Origin of the sequence: Pedobacter miscanthi, assembly GCF_003315595.1 — a bacterium.
GTDB classification, from domain to species: Bacteria; Bacteroidota; Bacteroidia; order Sphingobacteriales; family Sphingobacteriaceae; genus Pedobacter; species Pedobacter miscanthi.
In genome coordinates this window covers 72305-94133 of the sequence record NZ_QNQU01000008.1, presented here as the reverse complement: position 1 = coordinate 94133, position 21829 = coordinate 72305, and the positions used below count along the sequence as shown (strand labels likewise).

Sequence of the window (21829 nt, the reverse complement as noted above, 5' to 3'; positions counted from 1 at the left end):
AAAAAATGGCAAATAACGATTCGAAAAAATATAAATTGGGGATGATTGGTTTAGGCACAATGGGCCGCAACCTGTTATTAAACATGGCTGATAAAGGTTTCTCTGTAACCGGTTACGATAAAGACCGTAAGATGATCTCGAAGCTTGAAGAAGAAGGCAAAAAGCATAATTTAGAAGGGTTTGATGATATTGAAAGCTTTATTGCAAGTTTACAAACGCCCCGTACACTGATTCTGCTGGTACCTGCCGGACCCATTGTAGATAGTGTTATTGCAGAATTAAAACCGCTTTTAAGCAAAGGCGATATCATTATCGATAGCGGTAACTCACACTTTACCGATACCAACCGCCGTGTGGATGAATTAGAAAAAGATGGACTACATTTCTTCGGAATGGGTATTTCTGGTGGTGAAGAAGGTGCACGTTTCGGTCCGAGTATGATGCCGGGTGGCGATAAACAGGCCTATAATGTAGTTAAAGATGTTTTCGATGCCGTAGCTGCAAAAGTGGGTACCGATCCATGCGTTACCTACATCGGCCCGGGTGCTTCAGGCCACTTTGTTAAAATGGTACACAATGGTATCGAATATGCCATTATGGAACTGATTGCCGAAGTTTATGGCATCCTTAAAAACGGCTTAGGCTACTCGAACGATGAGATTTATAAAGTATTTAAAAAATGGAACGAAGGCAGGTTGCAGTCATTCCTGTTGGAAATTACTGCCGAAATCTTCCTGTTTAAAGATACCGAAACCCAGAATGATCTTTTAGACCAGATTAAAGACGAAGCCCGCTCAAAAGGTACCGGAAAATGGACGTCAGAAGTTTCAATGGAACTTCAATTGCCAATCCCAACCATTAACGAAGCTGTTTCTAACCGCGATTTATCTAAATTTAAAACACTAAGGGTTTCATTGGAAGAGGCTTTTGGGAAAAAAGATACTAAAATCGATGTAACAGTTGAAGAACTGGAAGATGCTTTTTACTTCGCGATGATCAGTGCTTATGCACAGGGCATGCATTTATTGGTACAGGCCTCAAAAGAATATAAATACGATCTGCAACTGCAGGAAATTGCTAAAATCTGGCGTGGTGGCTGTATCATCAGGGCTAAATTCCTCGAAGATATTTATCAGGCATACGAAAAAAACAATGCTTTAGAGCACTTATTTGGTGATGCAAATATCCAGAACATCATTAAAGGCACTTTGGCAGGCACACGTAAAACCATTGGTGCAGCTATCGCTTCGGGCTTAGGTAGTCCGGCTTTTGCATCTACCCTAACCTATTTCGATACCATTACTACCGGCAGAATGCCTTCTAACCTGATCCAGGCCCAAAGAGATTTCTTCGGTGCGCATACTTTTGAGCGTATTGATAAAGAAGGCGTTTTCCATGCCGATTGGAATAAATTATCATAACCCATTTGATTCACGAACAACAAGATAAAATGAAAAGCAAAACCGCATTAAACCCTACCATTTTTGTAATATTTGGTGGAACAGGTGATTTGAACAAAAGAAAACTAGCACCTGCCCTATATAACTTATTTATAGAGGGTTACATGCCAAATAAGTTTGCAGTAATTGGTACGGGCAGAACCGAATTTACCGACGATAGTTACAAAGCTGCTTTAGAAGATGCCGTAAACCAGTTTTCGCGCAGTGGAAAAGTAAAGAAAGAAAAATGGGATAATTTTGCAGGTACCATGCATTATTGCCCTACTGATTTTGCACAGCCAAAAACTTTCGAAAACCTTAAAGCAGCCGTAGAAAAATATCAGAAAGAATTTGGCCCGGGCACGCAGGTAATTTTCTACCTGGCTGTAGCACCAAACTTCTTCCCTATCATTGCAGAGTGTTTACAAAAATACAAACTAACGCAGGATGAGGATAACAGCCGTATCGTGATCGAGAAACCTTTCGGACACGATTTAGAATCGGCAAAAGAACTTAATGCTTTACTGGCAACTATTTTTACCGAGAAACAGATTTACCGTATAGACCATTATTTAGGTAAAGAAACTGTTCAGAATATGATGGCTTTCCGTTTTGCAAATGCCCTTTTCGAACCATTATGGAACAGATCGTACATCGATCACGTTCAGATTTCGGTAACGGAGCAGCTGGGCGTTGGCGATCGTGGCGGTTATTACGAAGGTTCGGGTGCTTTGAGGGATATGATCCAGAATCACCTGTTGCAATTGCTTTGTTTAATAGGTATGGAAGCACCGATCAATTTCGATGCCGATGAAATCAGGAACCGTAAAGTAGAAGTTTTAAAGGCTATGCGTCCTTTTTCTGCTGAAGATATCCGTTTCCACACTGTTCGCGGTCAGTACAGCAAAGGCTGGGTTGAAGGTAAAGAAGTTCCCGGATACCGTCAGGAAAAAGGTGTGGATCCACATTCAAATACCGAAACTTTTGCTGCTGTTAAATTCCACATTGATAACTGGAGATGGCAGGGCATTCCTTTCTATTTAAGAACAGGAAAACGTTTAAACCAAACTTCATCGTTAATCACCATCCAATTCAGAGATGTGCCGCACCAGATTTTCTCTTCAGGTGTAACCGAAAATTGGCAGCAGAACAGGTTGGTAATCAGTATCCAGCCCGAAATGAGTATCCGTATGCAGGTTCAGGCCAAAAGACCTGGTTTGGATATGGTATTAAACCCGGTTGATATGGTTTTCGATTATAAGGGAACCTACGAGGGCGATACCCCCGAAGCTTACGAAACTTTATTACTTGATGCGATGATGGGCGACCAGACCTTGTTTATGCGCGGCGATCAGGTAGAAGCGGCATGGGAACTGGTAATGCCAATCCTGAATACCTGGGAAAGCAAAAAATCAATCAACTTCCCTAACTACCCTGCAGATAGCTGGGGACCGGAAGAAGCCGAAGCATTAATTGCCAGAGATGGTTTCCACTGGTTTAATTTGCCATTAAAAAATAAAGAATAAAACTCATCCGTCATTGCGAGGTACGAAGCCATCTTAAATCAATAGGTTTCGAATAGCGACCGTTGTAGGATTGCTTCGTTCCTCGCAATGACGATTAATATATTAGCATGAATCTACTCATATATAAAACATTAGAAGAACTTAACCAGGATCTGGCAGATTATGTAATCAAAATTGCAGAAATGTCTATCGAACAAAACGACCGTTTCAACTTTGTACTTACCGGTGGCAGTTCTCCTAAAGCACTTTACCATTACCTGGCTACAGAAGGCGAACACCGTATTGACTGGGAGAAAGTATATTTCTTTTTTGGCGATGAGCGTAACGTTCCGGCCACTGATGATAATTACAATGGTTTAATGGCCAAAAAAGCCATATTAGATCCGCTCGGCATTAAAGAAGATCACATTTTTTATGTAGATACCACTTTAGCGCCCGAAAAAGCAGCGATTGAATATAAAAAAGCCATTGATGCACATTTTAAAGGCGAAGATATTGTATTCGACCTGATCCTTTTAGGTATGGGAGATGATGCACATACCGCTTCAATTTTCCCACATACTACTTTGGTTAAGGATGAGGAAGTAAATGTAGCTTCGGTTTATGTAGAGAAACTGGATACTTACCGCATCAGTTTTACTGCTCCGTTGATCAACAAAGCAGAAAATGTAGCCTTTCTGGTTTTTGGGGAGAACAAAGCAGAAGCATTAAAACATGTGATTGGCGATACAGAAAAAAATGTTGATTTATACCCTTCTCAGTTAATCGATCCGATTGATGGTAAGTTAACATGGTTTACCGATGAAGCAGCGACAAAATTATTAGAAGATTAAAAAGAATGATGTCTGAAGAAAAACATTTGTCAGACTTTTTAAACGGGAAAACGGAACATACTTTAGGGTTGTTCCGTTTTTTTATGGAGCAATTGGCAGAAATGGGTGAAATTAAGCTTCGCGCTACCAAATCGATGATTGCTATCGAATCCAAAATCACTTTCGCATACGTGACGCAACTAGGCAAAAATTATGTACATATCGTTATTCCTTTCAATCAGGCTTACGAAGATAACCTGTGCTTCACCAAAATTGCACAGGTACCCGGAACCAGCCAGTTTAACCATCATTTAAGGATTTTCTTTCCTGAAGATATAAATGAAGAAGTGAAAAGTTTTTTGAGGCTGGCGATAAAACAAAATACGTCACCCTGACCTGAAGCGGAGCGGAAAGCTACGTAGTAAATTTATTTCAGGGTCTATATTGTGCCGCAATGGTTTTCCAAAAAAGATCCACACCATCCGTCATTTCGACTGGAGTGCAGTCCCGAATATTCGGGAGAGAAATCTACCTAGGTAACAATTCCAAACATAGATTTCTCCACTGCGGTCGAAATGACGTTTAGCGGGAGTGGTAGCCCGGGAATTACCTTAATCCAACTTCTCCTCAATTAATAACTTAATAATCCCATCGGCCATACCTACTTTAGGCACATAAATCTGTTTAATACCTGTCCATTTCATTAGGGTAAGGTAAATTTCGCAGGCCGGGATAATTACATCCGCACGATCGGGGTTTAAACCCAATGTATTGATGCGTTCTTTTAAGGAATAACTGGTGAGCTTATTATACATCGAATTTAATTTCTGCAACGATAAAGGCGCGTTTTCTTTCTCGTCCGACATGCGGAAAAGTTTATTGATGTTACCTCCGGTACCAATGCCAGCAAGGTGTTTATAAGCTTTAGTATGCTCTTTTACCCAGTCTTTCATTTCTTCCCAGGTTTCTTCCTTGTCCTGGTTATCCAGCATCCTGATGGTACCAATATTGAATGACCTGGAAGCTTCTGGCGCACCTTTCACAAAAACAGAAAGTTCGGTACTACCTCCACCCACATCAATATACAGGTAAGTTTTATTTTCGTCGAGTTCTTCTTCGATATGGTTGGCATAGATGATATTTGCCTCCCTTTGTCCCTCGATAATCTCTAACGTAAGGTTGGTTTCTGTTTTAATGAGTTTTACAATATCCTGTCCGTTATGGGCCTCGCGCATTGCAGAAGTTGCACAGGCCAAATATTCAGATACATGGTAAACATCCATCAGGTTTTTAAAAGCTGCCATGGTTTTAACCAGGTCTGCCGATTTTTTCTCTGAGATGTGCTGATCTAAAAATGCATCATCGCCCAAGCGCAATGGCACACGGATTAACGTATTTTTTTTGTATTTATATTTTCCGTCCTGTTTGCTGATATCGGCAATGAGTAACCTCACCGCGTTCGAACCGATATCTATAGCTGCGTATCTTAACATTATGATTGATGCTTGGTTTTTAAATAGTTGTAGATGTCTACCTGTGCCCTTATCTTTTTACTTAATCTATTTTTATGGTACTTATTATTGTTTAAAGGATTGATTTGCCTTGATTTTGTATTATCCTGCAGTTGCAGATCGATAATATCCTGTATTTCCTGTTTCACATCCTTGTCCAGAACCGGGAATCCCACCTCAACACGGTGTTCGAAATTCCGGCTCATTAAATCAGCTGAGGAAAGGTACATATCATTTTTACCGTTGTTGCCAAAAATATAAACCCTGGCGTGCTCCAAAAACTTATCAATAATGCTAATGGCCGTAATGTTTTCGCTAAAGCCTTTTACCCCAGGCACCAAACAACAGATACCACGGATAATCAGCTGGATTTTAACCCCGGCATTACTTGCGTCGTAAAGTTTAGAAATAATACCTTCATCTGCCAAACTATTTACTTTCAGCATGATATAAGCTAATTTACCCTGCTTTGCATTCCTGATTTCGCGGTTAATAAAATTAACCAGTTTCGAACGGCTTTCTAAAGGCGAAACAATCAGATGTTTAAATCCTTTGGTTACTGTACGTTTGCTCAAAGCGTCAAAAAGTTTGACCAGATCGTTCGTAATCTCCTTTTTGGCAGTAAAAATACTATGATCGCAATATAAGCCAGCGGTTTTTTCGTTAAAGTTACCTGTTGCTAAATTAGCGTAATAAACTGGTTTTTCTTTTTCGATCCGTTTAACCAAACAGATTTTCGAGTGTACTTTATAATCGGTTAAACCATAATTTACCTTCACCCCTTCTTCCATCAAGCGGGTTGTCCAGAAAATATTGGCCTGCTCATCAAAACGGGCTTTAAGTTCCAACAAAACTGAAACGGCTTTACCATTTTTAGCCGCATTGATCAAAGCATTGATGACTTTCGAATTTTCGGCCAAACGGTATAGCGTAATCTGAATTTCGGTAACTTTCGGATCTATTGCTGCCTCACGCAGGAATAAAATAATGTAGTCGTACGATTGGTAAGGCAGGTTAACCAGGTAATCGCGTTGTGCAACTCTGGCAAACATACTCTGCGTGCGGTGCAGATCGTGCACCTTAAGCGGCACATTCGGCGCATACTCAAGTTCCTTTTTACCCACATTCGGGAAAGCAATAAAATCGCCAAATTTATGGTAACGGTTACCGGGAATCAGGCTTTCTGCTTCCAGTTTAAGTTTGTTTACCAAAACGGTAAGCATATTTAAAGGCATAGCCGAATCGTAAAGCAAACGCATCGGCTTTCCCTTTTTGCGTTTCTCCAGACTGTTTTTTAAGTCCTCAATAAATTTATCATTGATATTTTTATCAATATCCAGCTCCGCATCCCGCGTAAGCTGTATCGAATAAGCTTCTAAATTGTCGTAGGTAAAAACGTAAAAAATATCATCTAAACAATATCTGATAATATCTTCGGCAAGAATGATAAATTTAAGGTCGTTTGTTTCAGGAAGCACTAAAAACCGTGGTAAATTAGGCGGAATCTCTATAATTGCATACTTTTCCCTTACTTTAGTATCCTTTTTTGAAAGTTTTACAAAAAAATACAGATACCTGTCTTTCAACTCCGGAAAGGGTTTATCCATATCCAGCATAATCGGAACCAGGTTGGATAAAATCTTGTCCCTGAAATGGTTTTTAACAAATTCGCCCCTGCTTACGTTCAGCTGCGTATCATTTAAAATAAAAATCCTGTTCTGTGCAAGTTCATTGATTAAAGTGGCCTGAAAAAGCTGATCGAATTTTCTTTCCTGCTTTACCACAATATTTTTAATCTCGTTAAGGATTTTTTTTGGATTAAATCCCAAAAGTGCCTTTGCTTTATCGTTCAGGTTGGTTAGCCTGCTCATGGTAGCTACCCTAACGCGGTAAAACTCCTCTAAATTTGAAGAAAATATGGATAGAAATTTAATCCGTTCAATCAGCGGCACCGTTTCATCGGCAGCTTCCTGCAATACACGGTCGTTAAAGTAAAGCCAGCTAATTTCACGGTTTAAAAAGGGGATCTTCTTATTGCTCATCTAAAAAAATAAAAAATCCCTGCCGAAAACAGGGATGCTCAAATCTGCATATTAATTTGTTAAATCGATGTTAATTCATCTACGTATTAACGTTAACAAATTTATTTTTTGACAGGTGTTTTAACCTCTTTCTTAACTGCAGGTGTTGCTTTTGCCACTGTTTTTTTAACAACTGGTTCTGCCTTTTTCACTTCAGTAGCCGGCGTTGTTTCTTTTTTAACTGCTGTTGCCGGCTTTGCGGGGGCTTTAGTTGCTGTAGTTACTGCCTTTTTTGCAACTGTAGTTGTTTCTGTTACTGCTTTTTTCGCAGCTGCAGCCGGTTTGGCTAAAACTTTTTCTGCTTTTTCTTCTGTTTCTATAGCTGCTACCTTAACACTCTGTACAACGGGTTTGGCCTTGGCAACTGCTTTTTTAACCACTTTTTTAGCAGTCTTTTCCGATTTGCTTACCGTCTTTTCAACCGGTTTTTTAGCCGTTTTTGCTTTCTCTTTTGATGTTTTCAGTAATTCATCAATTTTTTGTCCAACATCTGCTTTTACGATCGTAAATTTCTTGGTAAGTTTTTTAGCCACACGTTTACTCGCCTTTCCAACCTCCGTACTAATTTCCGATACATCATGACCTAAACTTTTGATTACATCCAGGAATTTATCAGAGATAGACTGCTCCAATTGTTTTTTAACTTCTTTCTTGGTGATCTTTTTTTGAGACTTTGGTTTAGTGGTTTTCATATAATTTTTCGTTTTTTTGTGAGGTTAGATTAATTTCTACTAAATCTACTTATTTTTTTACTTTAAAGCTAAAACCATGCCTTCTTTTGATATAGTAAGTAAAGTTGACGCGCAAACATTAGACAATGCGGTTAACAATGCAAAAAAAGAAATCCTTAACCGTTACGACTTCAACGGCTCGAAAAGTACCATCGATCTGGATAAAAAAGCAAACGTAATTACCATTGTTACCGAAGATGATATGCGTTTAAAAGCCATTGAAGATTCGATTATTTCGAGGATGATGAAACAAAACCTTGATCCTAAAAGTCTGGATTTTGGAGATGAACAACAGGCTTCGGGCAATATGATCCGGAAAGAAATCAGCATTAAAGAAGGATTGGACAAAGAAGCCGCTAAAAAAGTGGTGGCAAAGATCAAAGCCAGCGGATTAAAAGTACAACCTTCCATCATGGACGATCAGGTAAGGGTAACGGCAAAAAAAATCGACGATTTACAGGCAGTGATCAGTTTATGCAGAGGCGAAGATTTCGGACAGCCATTGCAATATATTAACATGCGTAACTAATGGGTTAACTGTTTAAATTGGTTAATCGGTTAACTGTTTTGGATGGTTGTTAGTTAAATTGGTTAACTGTGCAAAGTGCGTAAGCAATTAGTTATTGCTGCAATTTGCTTTTAAAACGCCCACCAAATTAATCATTCAAAATTCACTCATTAATTAATATGGAGATCAGCGAAAACGGATTTATATTTTCTGATAAAAAGGAGCTTTTAGATATTGAGGCCATCCACCATTATTTAAGTACCGAATCTTATTGGGCGAAGAATATTCCTTTTGATACGGTAAAACGTTCTATTGAAAACTCGCTTTGCTTTGGTATTTATAAAGATGGCGAACAGGTTGGCTTTGCTCGATGGGTAACGGATAAAGCTACCTTTGCCTGGCTTTGTGATGTATATGTAAAAGAAAGTTACCGTGGTTTGGGTTTATCTAAAAAACTGATGTCGTTTATGATTTTTCATCCCGATTTGCAGGGCTTGCGCCGTTATCAGCTTGCTACTTTAGATGCCCATGGCTTATACGAGCAATTTGGTTTTTCGGTTATCGAAAATCCGGACAGGCAAATGGGCATTGTGATACCAGATATTTACACCAGAACTGCTGAATAAGATCAAAAACCTTTTCTAGGCTTTCTTGTTTTCAATACACATCAAAATATAGAGAAAACATGAAAAAAATATTCTTATTGTCTACAGCTTTTGCATTAGCACTTTCATTCGAGGCCTGCCAAACTGCCGATAAAAAATCGTCGACGATGAAAGACAGTGTTTCGGGCGATACCAATATGGTAAATGGCAACCATGTTACCGGTGCCGAAAGTACCGAATCGGGCATTGACGAAGCTGGTGCTACTTTTGTAAGAAAAGCAGCGGTTGGCGGTATCATGGAAGTTGAAGCAGCAAAAATTGCGGCAAAAAATGCAAAAAGTACCAAAGTAAAAGATTTTGCAGCCAAAATGCTGGCCGATCATACCAAAGCCAACACCGAATTAAAAGCATAGCCCAAAGTAAAAAAGTAATTACGCCAGATGCTTTACCTGCCGATCAGCAAATCCATCTGGATGAAATGAAAAAAATGACCGGCGCAGCGTTTGATAAACATTATATGGATATGATGGTTACCGATCATGATAAAACGGTAGCACTTTTTAAAACAGGGACTGAAAACCGCGACCAAAGTATAAAAGAGTGGGCTGGTAATACGCTGAAAGTAATCGAATCGCATGATGAAATGGCAAAAAAGATTGTAGCTGGTTTGAAATAGGTTTATTCATTGTTAATAACAATCGGTCGTCATTTCGAGCGGAGTGCAGCGAAGTCGAGAAATCTGTCTAGATAGATCTCTCCGCTCCGCGATGCTACGGACGAGATGACGACTTCTTATTTGATCCAACGACAAAATATGCCAAAACCATTAATTTTTGTTACATTTTCTTTCAATAAAAAAATTAAAATTAACTTTCCGCGTTTAATACAAAAATAAATAAATGAATAAGAGTAGAATTTTCAGAACGCTTTTCAGTTTAGCGCTCGTAAGTACAGTACCAACTTTAGTAAACGCGCAAAAAGCCAATTGGCAAAATCTTGATCTTAAAAGCGACACTACGTTCGGTATCAGTACCGAGAAAGCATATAAAGAACTTTTAAAAGGCAAAAAATCAGTTAAAGTAATCGTTGCTGTTAATGATGGCGGTGTAGAAGCCAATCACGAAGACCTGAAACGCATCATGTGGGTAAATACCAAAGAGGTTGCGGGCAATGGTAAAGATGATGACAAAAATGGCTACATCGATGATATTAACGGATGGAATTTTATCGGTGGTGCAAAAGAATCTGTAAATTTCGAAACATTGGAATTAACGCGTTTAGTGCGCCGCGATCAGGAACGTTTTGCCAATACTACTGATGCGAACGTTACCGAAAAAGACAAAAAAGACTGGGAAACTTTTAAAGCAGAACGTGCTGATTTAGAAAAACAATTGGCCGAGGCTAAGGAAAATCTTGCCGGTATAACCGGATTTAAAGCTGCTTTAGATGCTGTAGTAAAGAAAATCGGCAAGGAAAATCCAACTGCTGAAGATTTTAAAAACTTCAAGCCATCTACTCAGATCGAAGGCAGGATCCAGAATGTTTTATCTCAACAATTAGAGAAAGGCAGTTTTAAGGATTTTTACGAAGACCAGATTGTAGAAGGACTGGATTATTACACCCGTCAGGCCAATTACAACCTAAATCTTGATTATGATCCGCGTTCGATTGTTGGTGATGATCCGAACAATGTAAAAGAGAAATTTTACGGTAATAACGATGTTAAGGGTCCCGATGCTATGCACGGCACACACGTAGCGGGTATTATTGCTGCCGACAGAACCAACAAACTTGGTATTTTAGGCGTAGCCGACAATGTGGTCATTATGGGTGTGCGTTGTACGCCAAATGGTGATGAAAGGGATAAAGATGTGGCTAATTCGATCCGTTATGCGGTTGATAATGGTGCAAAAGTCATCAACATGAGTTTTGGTAAAGCTTACAGCTGGAACAAAGAAATTGTTAACGAAGCAATGAAATATGCAGCTTCAAAAGATGTATTAATTGTACAGGCTGCCGGTAACGAAAACAAAAATATTGATGTAGAAAACAACTTTCCTAATCATAAAGATTTAGATGCAAAAACCATTGCATCATGGATTACGGTTGGTGCTTCTGGTCCGAAAGATGATGAAACACTTAAAGCAAGTTTTTCTAACTTTGGAAAAACACAGGTAGACGTTTTTGCTCCGGGTGTACAGATCTACTCCACCGTACCGGATTCTAAATACAAAAACCTTGATGGTACCAGTATGGCCTCTCCTGTTGTGGCTGGTTTAGCCGGATTGATCCGTTCTTACTATCCAAAATTAACTGCTGCGCAGGTAAAAGAAATTATCGTAAAGTCGGTTACCAAAGTTAACCATAATGTAGAGTACGCTAAAGGTGAGGAACCAAGTGCAGAAAAAGTTTCCGTTCCTTTCTCTGATCTTTGTATCAGCGGCGGAATTGTAAATGCCTATAACGCATTGAAATTGGCAGCTACTTATAAATAAATTATTGCAATTCGTCATTTCGAGCATAGTCGAGAACCACGGAGTGCTCAGCGAAGCTAAATCTGTCTCGAGATAGATCTCTCCATTCCACTACGTTTAAGTCGAGATAACGACCTTATAAATGAAATAACAAAAAAAGCGTCCCGATTTTAAATCGGGACGCTTTTTTGTTGAAGAACAGAGAAGTAAAGTTTTAAAAACTTGACTTCTCTAAACTATATCGTATCCATATCAATTACGAAACGGTATTTTACATCACTGTTCAATACGCGTTCGTAAGCTTCATTTACATAGTTGATGTTAATCACCTCTACGTCCGAAACAATATCGTGCGCGGCACAGAAATCAAGCATTTCCTGTGTTTCTTCTATCCCGCCAATGCTCGAAGCTGTTAAAACACGGTTACCATGCATTAAACCCGAGCCTGGGAATTTTATCGGCTCTGCAGGTATCCCCACACAGATATGTACACCATTTACATTTAATAATTTGAAATACATTTCATAATCGTGCGGTGCCGATACCGAATCGATAATAAAATCGAAATGTTTGGCATATATTCTTAACTGCTCAGGGTCTTTGGTAATCACAAAGTTATGCGCGCCTAAATTTTTAGCATCGGCTTCTTTTGATGGAGAGGTACTTAAAACCGTTACTTCGGCACCAAAGGCAACAGCAAATTTAACCGCCATGTGGCCTAATCCACCCAAACCTAACACCGCAACTTTATGTCCTTTCGTTATCCCCCAACGTTTAATCGGCGAATAAGTGGTAATACCGGCACACAATAAAGGTGCAACACCAGCCAAAGGCAATTTATCAGAAACATGTACCACAAATTCTTCCGTACAAACAATTTTGTTCGAATAACCGCCATAAGTTGGTGTGGTTTTATCACGCTCTACACTATTGTATGTCCAAACGGTTTCGCCTTTTTCGCAAAACTGCTGCTGACCACCTTTGCAGGTTGGGCATTCTTTACAGCTATCAACCATACAGCCAATACCTGCCAATTCGCCCACTTTAAATTTCGTAACCTCCGATCCTACTTCGGTAATGCGTCCAACAATCTCGTGTCCCGGCACCATCGGGTATCTTGCTGGTCCCCATTCGCTCCTTACCTGATGGATATCAGAATGGCAAATGCCGCTAAATAAAATTTCAATTAATACATCTTTCGGTCCCACGTTTCTTCTATCGAAATTCCATGGAGCCAATTTATCGGTTTGGCTGTGAACAGCGTATCCTTTTGCAGCTATCATATATATTTAAATTTTGTTCAAAGCTAGAAGATTAAGTATTATGCTTTGTCAGCGCGGGTTCATTTCGGCAGGTGCCATCTAGTTGCAATTGCAGACCTATCAGGTTTTTAAAACCTGATAGGTCTAAACTAATTTATAGTCCTCATTTGTAACGAGGATTATCGAAAGGTGCATTTATAATGCACATAAAATAGATTTCTTACCGCGATAAATTGCTTTTTCCATACATCCCGATTACAAATCGGTACGATGATATGGGCGTTACCCAAGCTACGCAAGGGTCGGGCTTTTCAGGGCTGCGCTTCGCTACGGTACCGATAAAAAATCGGCACTAAACCCTTACAATCCCTAACGCAAACCTCCCGCTTAAAATTAAGACCTCGCAGGTTTCGAAAACCTGCGAGGTCTGAACTAAACTAAGCCAATACCTTATCAGGCGTAATCGGCAAGGTTCTGATTCTTTTTCCTGTTGCGTTAAAAACCGCATTGGCTACTGCTGCCGAAAAGCCGATCAACGCAATTTCGCCCATTCCTTTTGCGCCCATCGGGTTGATATAAGGGTCGGGTTTATTAATAAAATTAACATCAATTTCTGGAACATCGGCATTTACCGGAACATGGTAATCGGCAAAGTTGTTGTTGATATACCTTCCGTAACGGTGATCAATAATAGATTCTTCTGTTAAAGCCATACCTATACCGCCAACAGCGCCACCCAGCATCTGACTCCGGGCCGTTTTCGGACTCACGATAGTCCCTGAATCGCCTACTGATACGATTTTACTCACTTTTACCACACCGGTTAAAGCATGAACTTTTACCTGCACAAAATGGATGGAAAAGGAATACATCGAATAATTATCCTTTTCTTTACCGCTCTGACTTTCTTTGGTTACTTCTATTTGCGGCAGGTTGTTTTTTTTCAATACCTCCACAAAATTAGCCGTGGCATCCATATTCGAATTGGCTGCCAGCTCGGCAATGGCTGATTTCAAAGCCACACAAACATCATTTACAGCTGACCCGACAGTAGATAAGGTAGCTGATCCTCCCTGACTTGGCGCAGGAGGTAAGGAAGAATCGCCCAGTTCAAACGTAATTTTATTTACAGGAATCTTCATTAATTTATTGGCAATTAAAGTCATTCCTGTACCTGTTCCGGGTCCAATATCACTTGTTGCACTTTGTAACAGCAAAGATCCATCAGCCTTTAATATGCCTTTAACGCTGGCCTTACCCCTGTTGGCATTAAATACCCCGACACTTACGCCGTAACCCGTTTGCCATGGTCCTTCAACCAAACTGCCCGGTTTATTTTTACGGTTGCTCCAGCCTATTTTTTCTGCACCCAGTTTATAAGCTTCTTTAATGTTTTTGCTTGAAAAGGGTTTATTCTTCTGCTGGTCGGTTTCAGGGTCGTTTTTAATCCTGAAATCAAGCGGATCCATATCCAGTGCATGTGCCATTTCATCGATGGCACTTTCTAAAGCAAAAGCGCCTGTTGCTTCGCCCGGACCACGCATCCAGATCGGTACCCCCAAATCAACTGGAACAATAGCATAAGAAGTATTTACATTGTCACATTGATACATAAATTTCGCCATATTCACCACACCTTCGGTAAAGTTCTCGTATGTAGAAGTTTCGCCATAAGCCCGGTGTGTAATACCCGTTAATTTACCGTCTTTATCCGCCCCCAAACCAATGGTTTGGATAGCCGCAGGCCGGTTACCTACCATCGTAAACATCTGTGCCCTGGTAATTACCACTTTTACGGGTTTGCCAATATGTTTCGAAGCCATTACGGTTGCAATTTCGAGCGGCCATGTACGCAAAGCCATACCAAAACCACCACCCACAAACTCCGAATTCACCTGAATATTTTCCATCGGGATTTTAAAAACATTGGCAATGGTGCCCTGCGTAGCTTTTACACCCTGTGTTTTGGCATAAACGGTAACCTGGTTGTTAGGACGCCAATCAGCAATTATACCGTGCAGTTCCATCGGATTATGCGTTTCAATTGGCAAAAAATATCGTTCTTCGAGTTTTACCTCAGCCGTTTTGTAGGCATTTTCAATACCGCGTTTATAGTCGGCCTGCCCTTGCAATTTTTTTGCCTTTGGATCTTTTAAAGCCTTTGCAAAATCAGTATTAAATTCTTCTTTCGCATAAGTTGCTTTTACCAGCGAAGCAGCATAAGTAGCCCTTTCGAAGGTATTAGCTACCACAATGGCAATTGGCTGTCCGTTATAAAAGATTTTATCAGTATAAAATATCTTCATCTGCGGACCACCTTCCTGCTCGTAAGCAGTTGCCGATGGTTTGTTTAAATGCGAAACCACAGCAATAACGCCAGGTGCATTTTCTGCTGCTTTGGTATCGAGTCCGGTAATTTTTCCTTTAGTGATGGTACTGGTTACCAATACTCCATAAGTTAAGCCCGGAAGTTCGTATTCTGCAAAATACTTGGCTTTTCCCGTAACTTTTAAAATGCCATCTACGCGGTCGGTATCTTCTTTTAACATGCGTTTTTCCATAATTAAGCTTTCGATTTTGCAAGATTTAACGCCTCGATAATTGTATTGGGAGCCAGTTTAAGCTTGAAATTATTTTCGCCAAAACCTTTAGCACCTGTCATAGCCAGTTCTGCTGCCTTTTCGAAATTCGATAAGGTAGCTTCTTTTCCTTTAAGGAAATTCTCGGATGCCGTTAAACGCCATGGTTTATGCGCCACACCACCCATAGCCAAACGGATATCGGTAATTTTATTATTATTCAATTCAAAAGCCGCTGCAACCGAAACGAGTGCAAAAGCATAAGAAGCGCGGTCGCGTACTTTTAAGTAATGGTAGTTTTTAGCGATATTATTCACCGGTATTTCCAGTCGGATAATCATTTCATCTGCTTTTAGGTTATTGTCTAGCTGTGGGGTATCTCCCGCCAGGCGGTGGAAATCTTTAAAAGCTATTTTCCGCTCGCCTTTGCTATTGGCCAGCACCACTTCGGCATCTAAAGCGGTTAAGGCAACACACATATCGCTTGGATGTACGGCAATGCATTTTTCGGAAGTACCAAAAATGGCATGCATACGGTTAAAACCTTCCATAGCGCCACAGCCAGTTCCGGGCTGACGTTTATTGCAGGGCATTTCGGTATCGTAAAAATAACCACAACGCGTACGCTGCATCATATTTCCTCCTACCGTGGCCACATTCCGCAATTGTGCCGAAGCGCCGGCCTGTAAAGCCCAAGAAAGCAGTGGCAGTTTTTCTTTGATCAAAGCATGATCTGCAACTGCAGTATTGGTAGTTAAAGCTCCAATGTGGATTTTATTTCCAATCTGTTCAATCTGTTTTAAGGGAACGTGATTGATATCAATCAGCTTTTCGGGTGCGGTAACGCCTCTCTTCATCAGGTCGATCAGGTTAGTACCGCCAGCTAAAAATTTAGCATTTTTATCTTTTAGCAATAGCGCAATGGCCGATTTGGCCGAGGTTGTTCTCAAATATTGAAAATTGATCATACGTTTGCCCCCCCTTCCTTCACATCCACAATGGCATCAACAATATTCGGGTAGGCACCACACCTGCAGATGTTGCCACTCATGTATTCGCTGATTTCGGCCCTCGAACTGGTGTGTCCTTCGCGGATGCAGGCCACTGCCGACATGATCTGCCCTGAGGTACAGTAACCACATTGAAAACCATCGTGTTTAATAAAAGCGGCCTGCATTGGATGTAAGGTATCTCCATCGGCCAGACCTTCTATCGTGGTAATTTTCTTTCCTTCGTTCATTACCGCTAAGCTTAAACATGAATTCACCCTTTGTCCATCTACGTGTACGGTGCAGGCGCCGCACTGACCATGGTCGCAACCTTTTTTAGTTCCGGTTAAATGCAATTCTTCACGTAGATAATCCAGAAGGGTTACCCTTGGCTCAACCGAAGCTTTGTACGCTTTGTTATTCACGGTGAGGTTTAGGGGGATTTTCTCAAAAAGTTCGGCAAAACGTTCATCGGCATTATTTTCAGCTGCTTTAACTGCAATGCCGGGTGTTAAGGCAATGGCTGTAATTACTGAACTTTTTTTAAGGAAATCGCGCCTGCTATCGCCCTGATTCGGCTTTTGATCAGAAGGTTTCATATTTGAATGTGATTAGCTTTAGGATGTTCTTCTAAGTTCGTAATTCTAAAGTTTAAATGATAGTAAATCAGAAATTTAGAATTGTTCTATAGAGTAATATTTCAGATAACTCCTTAGAAATAAATCATTAACAAAATAATTTTCAAAATGTTCATTCAATTTATATTTTTATAAAATGGACAACGTAAAACCACTACCCGATTTATCAGCAGAAGAACAACGCGTTTTGGGTGCTTTAATAGAAAAAAGCCGGACCACGCCCGATTATTATCCGATGACTTTGAACAGTTTAACAGCTGCCTGTAATCAAAAAAGTTCCAGAAATCCGGTTGTAAATTACGATGAGGAAACCATTACCCTCACTTTAAACCAGCTTAAAATAAAAGGACTGATCTCAACCGCAACAGGTGGATCAAGTCGTGCAACTAAATACAAGCACAACCTGGCAATAGTTTATCCGTTATTGCCTTCAGAACTGGCCATTATCTGTCTTTTGCTTTTGCGGGGGCCTTTAACTCCGGGTGAAATCAACAGCAACTCGGGCCGTTTATACGAATTTGAAAGCATTGAAGAAGTACTGGAACAGCTTCAGAAACTATCGGATGATGAACCTGCTTTCGTAAAACAGCTGGCTAAAAAAGCCGGACAAAAGGAAGCCCGCTTTGTTCACCTTTTAGGCGAACAGGCAGAAACCACCACCGAAACAGAAACCGAAACCCTTGCAGCGCCAACTTTTGATACCACAGAATTGGAAAACCGCATCCAAAAACTGGAATTAGAAGTAGAAGAGTTAAAAGAACTGGTTAATTTGTTGATGGATAAATAGGTTCATTAATCATTGGGCATTGGTTTATTGGTGCTAATCCGAACAAACTCCGTCACTTCGAGAGGAGCGCCCCTTAAAGCCGTCATTTCGAGCGGAGTGCAACGTAGTCGAGAACCCGAAGGCTCAGCGAAGCTAAATCTATCTCGAGATAGATCTCTCCGTTCCGCTTTGCTTCAGTCGAGATGACGACGCCTTTATTCCGTGTTTTCCGTGCCTCCGTGGCAAAACAAAACTTAACAAAAAAGGTCTTAGCGAGACGCTAAGACCAGTAAAGACCAGTAAATCACTTTATAAAACCTAATTAAGCACTATATTTCTTAAAAATCGTACTTGCCGTATGTCCACCGAAACCAAAAGTGTTATTTAAAACATAATTGATTTCCTTTTTAATCGGTTCGCCCAGCACAATATTTAATCCTTTCGGGATATTTTCGTCGAGATTTTTTGTATTAATGGTTGGAGGAATCACATTATCCCTGATTGAAAGGATACTGATTAAACTCTCAACGGCACCTGCAGCACCCAATAAATGGCCTGTCATTGATTTAGTAGCACCAATTATCACCGGCAAGCCATTAAAAACAGTATTGATACCATTTAATTCGCTTAAATCGCCTAAACCGGTTGAAGTAGCATGTGCATTGATATAATCGATTTTATCAGCTGTAATATTGGCATCTTTTAGTGCACTTCTCATACCCAAAGCAGCACCTATACCATCAGGAGGTGTTCCGGTTAAGTGATAAGCATCAGCAGCCATACCGCCACCGATAATTTCAGCATAAATATGTGCGCCACGGTGTAAAGCATACTCCAGTTCTTCCAAAACCAAAGCTGCTGCACCTTCACTCATCACAAAACCATCCCTGTCCTTATCGAAAGGTTTAGAAGCACCCTGAGGATCTTCGTTATTTTTAGACAAGGCCTGAGCAGCATTAAATCCACCAACTGATGATTTTGTTAAAGCCGCTTCCGAACCTCCTGCAATCATTACACTTGCCTTTCCTAAACGGATGGTATCAAATGCATTGATAATCGCTGTGTTCGACGATGCACAAGCCGAAACCGTACAATAATTTGGTCCGCGAAGTTTATGGCGGATGGAAATCGCCCCGGCAGCGATATCAACGATCATTTTCGGAATGAAATAAGGATTAAACCTTGGTGTTCCATCTCCGGCATGAAATTCTTCCAACTGCGATTCGAAAGTACCGATACCGCCGTTTCCGGTTGCCCAGATTACCCCAACTTCTGCCAGTTGATCATCGTTCATCATGGTGAAATCCAATCCGGCATCTTTTATCGCCTGATCGCTCGAGCCGATGGCGTACTGGGTAAAAAGATCGTACTTTTTAATTTCTTTTTTCTCCAGGTATTCTTCAGGATTAAAATCCTTTACTTCACCTGCAAATTGTGTTTTAAATTTGCTTGAATCAAATTTTGTAATGGGGCCAATGCCACTTTTACCAGCTAAAATCTGTTGCCAAAATTGCTCAACAGTATTGCCAAGCGGGGTTATAGCACCTAAACCTGTAACTACTACTCTTTTCATTTTATGTTTTTTAGTCACTAAGCTCAAATGATCAAACCATATAATATGCCTGATCATTCGAGTTTTACACTTATTGCCGCGAAAGTAAGCATTCCTGCGGTGAAAAATGTCATAATATAAGCAAAGGAAAATCCTTGCCTGTCTATTTCCGGTTATTGTTGAACCGAATCAATATTGGCTTTTCTGCTGGCATTCATTACGTTTAATGCATCAACCGGCGATTGCCTGAACAGTTCATAAATTTTTGCCGTATCACCTACCCTGATTTCATATTCATCATTGGCCAAAGCTGCCACTAAATCATCAGCTACTACGGATGGTTTGATACCGTTATGTCCACCAATTTCTTTCGAAAATTCTGTATCCACCAATGGAGGCATCAATTCGAAAACTTTAACAGCTGTATCTTCTAAACTTAACCTTAAAGAAGTACTGTATGAATGAAGTGCTGCTTTACTGCCCGCATAAGTAGGCAAATTTACCCCCGGAACATAAGCTACAATTGAAGATACATTAACAATTGCCGATGATTCCTGCGCTAACAAAACAGGTAATAATTTTTGATTGATCCTGATGATCGACAGGTAATTGGTCAGCATTTCGTCTTCTGCATTTGCAAAAGCATCCTGCCCCTGATCGGTTAAGTTGTAAACAAGTGCCCTGCCTGCATTGTTAATCACGATATTTAACTGAGGGAAATCTACCTTGATCTTTTCTACCAATTGCTCAACATCTCCGGCTTTGCTTACATCCGAAAGAATGGTGGTTACGTTTTTTAGCGACGCAGCAGCAGCATCAAGCCTTTCCTGGTTTCTACCGGTAATAATCACATGGTTATCTAAAGCGGTTAATTGTTTTGCGATTTCTAAACCGATACCGGCAGTTCCGCCGATTAATAAAACTGTATTTTGTGAAGTTTTCATTTTTATATTTTTTTAAAATTTTAAGATTAAACAGGTGCTCACAGCATGAGCGTAGGTAGTATTATTTTCATCAACCAGCTGTGCTTCTACCAAAGCAGTGCGACCGCCCAGATTAATCACTTTGCCAATGGTTTTTAGTTTTCCGGTTTTAATGGTGATGGCCTTGAGGAAATTTACCTTCAGCTCTAAAGTGGTATAACCTTTCCCGGCAGGTAATAGCGAATGTACCGAACAGCCCATGGCCGAATCTAAAATGGCTGTAATCACACCACCATGTACCGTACCAATCGGATTGTAATGGAATTCCTGTGGTGTAAATTCAAAAACTACATTGCCTGCCTCAATCACTGCAACACTAAAATCAAGCGTATGTGAAAGCGGCGGCAGAGGGAATTTATTATCGCTCATGGCTTGCAAGTAAGCAATTCCGTCCATTTGCATGGCTTCTTTTGCGCCTTTCATGGGGTCATCCCAGGTTATTGTTCTTTTTCTTTCCATATTAAAATACCAATCGGTATATTTTTGATTAAAAATTTTTAGCCGAGGCCATCTACATATTTTTTTAGCGAGCCCATAATCAGGCTCCAGTATTCAGTGTTTGAGGTGAGTTTCGAGATCATGATCCCTCCTTCCACCATTGCAATAATGGTTAAGGCAATTTGTTCGGGATTGTGATTCTTGCTGATTTCTCGATTGGCAATACCAGTTTTAACCAGTTGGGCCAATTTCTTTTTCCAGTCTAAAACGGCTTTTAAAACTCTTCTCCTTAATTCGGGATGGGTATCATCGGCATCTATGGCGGTATTTAATACCGGGCAGCCTCCTTCTGACACCGAACCATCGATAAATTTTTGATAAATATTAATATACACCAAAAGTTTATCCTTAATACTGGTTTGCTGGTTCATTTCGGCCTCTATCCTGGTTGATACATTATTCAGGTTATAATCAAAAGATGCCAGTGCCACTTCATCCTTATTGGCAAAATTGCCATAAATACTGCCCTTGGTTAAACCTGTAGCAGCGGTAATATCATTTAAAGAAGTACCGGCATAACCTTTCATATTAAAAATCGGTGCGGTTTTTTCTACAATGAATTTTCTCGTTTTTTCTGCCTTGGTCATGTTGTTGTGAATTGACGATACAAATATATACCAATCGGTATATTATTTCCAAATTGTTTTATCATTACAATCTCCTTTTAAAGATAGTTCTCGTTATGCTGTCCTGAAGATTCGGGATCAGCCCTTTTTGCTAAGTACATCTAAGGATATTTTTATCTAGTAGCCATCACCCTGAATTTATTTCAGGGTCTATCCGGCAGGAAAGATGCTGATCCCGATATAAAATCGGGACAAGTTGAGTACAATGAGTAATTTTACAACTCAATTTGTTTTACGTTTGAATTTTGT

General features: G+C 40.2%; 19 protein-coding genes and 1 pseudogene. 9 read left to right on the top strand and 11 right to left on the bottom strand.

Annotation, left to right across the window (positions count from 1 at the left end):
* Positions 1 to 5 precede the first annotated feature (5 nt).
* The 4 genes from gndA (at position 6) to DRW42_RS10740 (ending at position 4172) form a co-directional block, all read left to right on the top strand.
* Positions 6 to 1421 (top strand): NADP-dependent phosphogluconate dehydrogenase, encoded by a 1416-nt coding sequence (gndA, locus tag DRW42_RS10755; RefSeq protein WP_113948834.1) that lies wholly within the window; start codon positions 6 to 8, stop codon positions 1419 to 1421.
* A 29-nt stretch (positions 1422 to 1450) separates the two neighbouring features.
* Positions 1451 to 2965 carry a glucose-6-phosphate dehydrogenase gene (zwf, locus tag DRW42_RS10750; RefSeq protein ID WP_113948833.1) on the top strand — a complete coding sequence of 505 codons (1515 nt, stop codon included), beginning with the start codon at positions 1451 to 1453 and terminating at the stop codon, positions 2963 to 2965.
* 107 nt (positions 2966 to 3072) lie between these two features.
* A complete protein-coding gene (gene pgl / locus DRW42_RS10745) occupies positions 3073 to 3798 on the top strand; it encodes a 6-phosphogluconolactonase (protein WP_113948832.1) in 726 nt (241 codons plus the stop codon).
* Between the two features lie 5 nt (positions 3799 to 3803).
* Positions 3804 to 4172: a DUF5655 domain-containing protein gene (locus tag DRW42_RS10740; protein ID WP_244215242.1), complete on the top strand. Its 369-nt coding sequence runs from the start codon at positions 3804 to 3806 to the stop codon at positions 4170 to 4172.
* Positions 4173 to 4388: 216 nt separating this feature from the next.
* On the opposite strand, the gene DRW42_RS10735 is transcribed toward DRW42_RS10740, so the two are convergent.
* The 3 genes from DRW42_RS10735 to DRW42_RS10725 all read right to left on the bottom strand — a co-directional run bounded on the left by DRW42_RS10735 (position 4389) and on the right by DRW42_RS10725 (position 8061).
* Positions 4389 to 5270 carry a Ppx/GppA phosphatase family protein gene (locus DRW42_RS10735; RefSeq protein WP_113948830.1) on the bottom strand — a complete coding sequence of 294 codons (882 nt, stop codon included), beginning with the start codon at positions 5268 to 5270 and terminating at the stop codon, positions 4389 to 4391.
* Positions 5270 to 7330, bottom strand: a complete 2061-nt coding sequence (gene ppk1 / locus DRW42_RS10730; protein WP_113948829.1) for a polyphosphate kinase 1 — start codon at positions 7328 to 7330, stop codon at positions 5270 to 5272. Before ppk1 ends, DRW42_RS10735 begins: the two co-directional genes overlap by 1 nt.
* 101 nt (positions 7331 to 7431) lie before the next feature.
* On the bottom strand, positions 7432 to 8061 hold the full coding sequence (locus DRW42_RS10725; RefSeq protein WP_113948828.1) for a hypothetical protein: 630 nt from the start codon (positions 8059 to 8061) through the stop codon (positions 7432 to 7434).
* A gap of 76 nt (positions 8062 to 8137) precedes the next feature.
* On the opposite strand from DRW42_RS10725, the gene DRW42_RS10720 reads away from it, so the two are divergent.
* The 4 genes and pseudogenes from DRW42_RS10720 to DRW42_RS10700 all read left to right on the top strand — a co-directional run bounded on the left by DRW42_RS10720 (position 8138) and on the right by DRW42_RS10700 (position 11708).
* A complete protein-coding gene (locus DRW42_RS10720) occupies positions 8138 to 8629 on the top strand; it encodes a YajQ family cyclic di-GMP-binding protein (protein WP_113948827.1) in 492 nt (163 codons plus the stop codon).
* A 158-nt stretch (positions 8630 to 8787) separates the two neighbouring features.
* Complete coding sequence (locus DRW42_RS10715; protein ID WP_113948826.1) at positions 8788 to 9234, top strand: GNAT family N-acetyltransferase; 447 nt, start codon at positions 8788 to 8790, stop codon at positions 9232 to 9234.
* Between the two features lie 59 nt (positions 9235 to 9293).
* Positions 9294 to 9889, top strand: a pseudogene (locus DRW42_RS29490) (DUF4142 domain-containing protein).
* Positions 9890 to 10112: 223 nt separating this feature from the next.
* Positions 10113 to 11708: a S8 family serine peptidase gene (locus tag DRW42_RS10700; protein ID WP_113948823.1), complete on the top strand. Its 1596-nt coding sequence runs from the start codon at positions 10113 to 10115 to the stop codon at positions 11706 to 11708.
* 215 nt (positions 11709 to 11923) lie between these two features.
* Here the strand turns inward: DRW42_RS10700 and DRW42_RS10695 are convergent, their stop codons facing one another.
* The 4 genes from DRW42_RS10695 to DRW42_RS10680 all read right to left on the bottom strand — a co-directional run bounded on the left by DRW42_RS10695 (position 11924) and on the right by DRW42_RS10680 (position 17116).
* The gene (locus tag DRW42_RS10695; RefSeq protein WP_113948822.1) at positions 11924 to 12970 is read right to left on the bottom strand and encodes an NAD(P)-dependent alcohol dehydrogenase; all 1047 of its coding nucleotides are present in this window, start codon (positions 12968 to 12970) and stop codon (positions 11924 to 11926) included.
* 416 nt (positions 12971 to 13386) lie between these two features.
* A complete protein-coding gene (locus DRW42_RS10690) occupies positions 13387 to 15510 on the bottom strand; it encodes a xanthine dehydrogenase family protein molybdopterin-binding subunit (protein WP_113948821.1) in 2124 nt (707 codons plus the stop codon).
* Between the two features lie 2 nt (positions 15511 to 15512).
* On the bottom strand, positions 15513 to 16496 hold the full coding sequence (locus DRW42_RS10685) for an FAD binding domain-containing protein (protein WP_113948820.1): 984 nt from the start codon (positions 16494 to 16496) through the stop codon (positions 15513 to 15515).
* A complete protein-coding gene (locus DRW42_RS10680) occupies positions 16493 to 17116 on the bottom strand; it encodes a (2Fe-2S)-binding protein (protein ID WP_113948819.1) in 624 nt (207 codons plus the stop codon). The genes DRW42_RS10685 and DRW42_RS10680 overlap by 4 nt, the downstream gene beginning before the upstream one ends.
* 175 nt (positions 17117 to 17291) lie before the next feature.
* On the opposite strand from DRW42_RS10680, the gene DRW42_RS10675 reads away from it, so the two are divergent.
* Complete coding sequence (locus DRW42_RS10675) at positions 17292 to 17942, top strand: YceH family protein (RefSeq protein WP_113948818.1); 651 nt, start codon at positions 17292 to 17294, stop codon at positions 17940 to 17942.
* A gap of 301 nt (positions 17943 to 18243) precedes the next feature.
* On the opposite strand, the gene fabF is transcribed toward DRW42_RS10675, so the two are convergent.
* The 4 genes from fabF to DRW42_RS10655 form a co-directional block, all read right to left on the bottom strand.
* Positions 18244 to 19494 (bottom strand): beta-ketoacyl-ACP synthase II, encoded by a 1251-nt coding sequence (gene fabF, locus DRW42_RS10670; RefSeq protein WP_113948817.1) that lies wholly within the window; start codon positions 19492 to 19494, stop codon positions 18244 to 18246.
* Positions 19495 to 19646: 152 nt separating this feature from the next.
* The gene (locus tag DRW42_RS10665) at positions 19647 to 20417 is read right to left on the bottom strand and encodes an SDR family oxidoreductase (RefSeq protein WP_113948816.1); all 771 of its coding nucleotides are present in this window, start codon (positions 20415 to 20417) and stop codon (positions 19647 to 19649) included.
* A 12-nt stretch (positions 20418 to 20429) separates the two neighbouring features.
* Entirely contained in the window at positions 20430 to 20915 is a 486-nt protein-coding gene (locus tag DRW42_RS10660) for a PaaI family thioesterase (protein WP_113948815.1), read from the bottom strand.
* Positions 20916 to 20953: 38 nt separating this feature from the next.
* Entirely contained in the window at positions 20954 to 21541 is a 588-nt protein-coding gene (locus DRW42_RS10655; RefSeq protein ID WP_113948814.1) for a TetR/AcrR family transcriptional regulator, read from the bottom strand.
* Positions 21542 to 21829: the final 288 nt, after the last annotated feature.

What these genes read in the sequence shown, in the direction of transcription:
- gndA (WP_113948834.1), top strand. Translation starts at nt 6, where the DNA reads ATGGCAAATAACGATTCGAAAAAATATAAATTGGGGATGATTGGTTTA.
- zwf (WP_113948833.1), top strand. Translation starts at nt 1,451, where the DNA reads ATGAAAAGCAAAACCGCATTAAACCCTACCATTTTTGTAATATTTGGT.
- pgl (WP_113948832.1), top strand. Translation starts at nt 3,073, where the DNA reads ATGAATCTACTCATATATAAAACATTAGAAGAACTTAACCAGGATCTG.
- DRW42_RS10740 (WP_244215242.1), top strand. Translation starts at nt 3,804, where the DNA reads ATGATGTCTGAAGAAAAACATTTGTCAGACTTTTTAAACGGGAAAACG.
- DRW42_RS10735 (WP_113948830.1), bottom strand. Translation starts at nt 5,270, where the DNA reads ATGTTAAGATACGCAGCTATAGATATCGGTTCGAACGCGGTGAGGTTA.
- ppk1 (WP_113948829.1), bottom strand. Translation starts at nt 7,330, where the DNA reads ATGAGCAATAAGAAGATCCCCTTTTTAAACCGTGAAATTAGCTGGCTT.
- DRW42_RS10725 (WP_113948828.1), bottom strand. Translation starts at nt 8,061, where the DNA reads ATGAAAACCACTAAACCAAAGTCTCAAAAAAAGATCACCAAGAAAGAA.
- DRW42_RS10720 (WP_113948827.1), top strand. Translation starts at nt 8,138, where the DNA reads ATGCCTTCTTTTGATATAGTAAGTAAAGTTGACGCGCAAACATTAGAC.
- DRW42_RS10715 (WP_113948826.1), top strand. Translation starts at nt 8,788, where the DNA reads ATGGAGATCAGCGAAAACGGATTTATATTTTCTGATAAAAAGGAGCTT.
- DRW42_RS10700 (WP_113948823.1), top strand. Translation starts at nt 10,113, where the DNA reads ATGAATAAGAGTAGAATTTTCAGAACGCTTTTCAGTTTAGCGCTCGTA.
- DRW42_RS10695 (WP_113948822.1), bottom strand. Translation starts at nt 12,970, where the DNA reads ATGATAGCTGCAAAAGGATACGCTGTTCACAGCCAAACCGATAAATTG.
- DRW42_RS10690 (WP_113948821.1), bottom strand. Translation starts at nt 15,510, where the DNA reads ATGGAAAAACGCATGTTAAAAGAAGATACCGACCGCGTAGATGGCATT.
- DRW42_RS10685 (WP_113948820.1), bottom strand. Translation starts at nt 16,496, where the DNA reads ATGATCAATTTTCAATATTTGAGAACAACCTCGGCCAAATCGGCCATT.
- DRW42_RS10680 (WP_113948819.1), bottom strand. Translation starts at nt 17,116, where the DNA reads ATGAAACCTTCTGATCAAAAGCCGAATCAGGGCGATAGCAGGCGCGAT.
- DRW42_RS10675 (WP_113948818.1), top strand. Translation starts at nt 17,292, where the DNA reads ATGGACAACGTAAAACCACTACCCGATTTATCAGCAGAAGAACAACGC.
- fabF (WP_113948817.1), bottom strand. Translation starts at nt 19,494, where the DNA reads ATGAAAAGAGTAGTAGTTACAGGTTTAGGTGCTATAACCCCGCTTGGC.
- DRW42_RS10665 (WP_113948816.1), bottom strand. Translation starts at nt 20,417, where the DNA reads ATGAAAACTTCACAAAATACAGTTTTATTAATCGGCGGAACTGCCGGT.
- DRW42_RS10660 (WP_113948815.1), bottom strand. Translation starts at nt 20,915, where the DNA reads ATGGAAAGAAAAAGAACAATAACCTGGGATGACCCCATGAAAGGCGCA.
- DRW42_RS10655 (WP_113948814.1), bottom strand. Translation starts at nt 21,541, where the DNA reads ATGACCAAGGCAGAAAAAACGAGAAAATTCATTGTAGAAAAAACCGCA.